The organism is Serratia sp. 506_PEND (assembly GCF_001076875.1).
GTDB lineage: Bacteria > Pseudomonadota > Gammaproteobacteria > Enterobacterales > Enterobacteriaceae > Serratia > Serratia marcescens.
This window is the reverse complement of the sequence record NZ_JVEL01000237.1, coordinates 1-383: the sequence shown is the minus strand read 5'-3', so window position 1 is coordinate 383 and position 383 is coordinate 1. Positions and strand designations below refer to the sequence as shown.

General features: G+C 56.1%; 1 protein-coding gene. It reads left to right on the top strand.

Annotated features, from left to right (window positions below):
- Positions 1-59 precede the first annotated feature (59 nt).
- Positions 60-383: hypothetical protein (locus ADK28_RS06065; protein ID WP_065429410.1), on the top strand; the 324-nt coding region annotated here is incomplete at its 3' end.

Below are 383 nucleotides of genomic sequence, written 5' to 3'. Positions count from 1 at the left end.
GCTTCATGGACAACATGCTGAGTGCCGCTCAGCAATGCAGAAAATAAGGAAATCTGAGCATGCCGCTTGTCATTAAATACTTTGCAATAGCGTTTGTTATCGCCTTCATCGTCGTGCTGTTTAACGTCTTCAGCGCTACGGGGGAAATCCGCAGCTTCGGGCAGGGAATGAGTTATCTGTTCTGGATGACCCTAGGGCCGGGGGGAGGTATGGCCATTGGCGCAGCGCTGCGGCTCTGGTTGATGCCGGATGCGATTTATACCCGTGAAGGCATGACCGGATTACTGAAAGCCCGCCTTTTCTGGCTGGCCGGCCCCCAGTGCATTGGCTGGCTGGCCCCCAGTGCATTGGCTGGCTGGCCGGGCTTATCGCCGTGGGTAAAC